Raw genomic sequence first — 280 nt, forward strand, 5'->3', positions numbered from 1 at the left:
GCACTGCAAAGGTTCTAAAGTCTTGAACCGGGCTAAGACCGCTTCGTGTAACGGGATAATTGATATAAACAGCACCTAAAGCCTCTACTTCTTTTATATCATAATTTGACGCACCCGTAGCTAAAGCAGTCACCTCCAAGTTAGCACTTTTAAGATCTTTAAGCAGTTGCCCCCTAAAATTATATAAAGAAGAAGCGAGAGTCCCAATTACTGTAATTTTCATATTTTATTATGACCAAACATTATTATACTTTTCTACCATTACTTCAATACTATAGTT

The 280-nt window shown here is 35.7% G+C and carries 1 protein-coding gene; it reads right to left on the bottom strand.

The window, feature by feature from the left end:
* On the bottom strand, positions 1 to 223 hold a 223-nt coding region (locus tag SB765_RS29100; RefSeq protein WP_410932415.1), incomplete at its 3' end, for a hypothetical protein.
* Positions 224 to 280: the final 57 nt, after the last annotated feature.

Origin of the sequence: Pseudomonas sp. SIMBA_067, assembly GCF_046534675.1 — a bacterium.
GTDB lineage: Bacteria > Pseudomonadota > Gammaproteobacteria > Pseudomonadales > Pseudomonadaceae > Aquipseudomonas > Aquipseudomonas putida.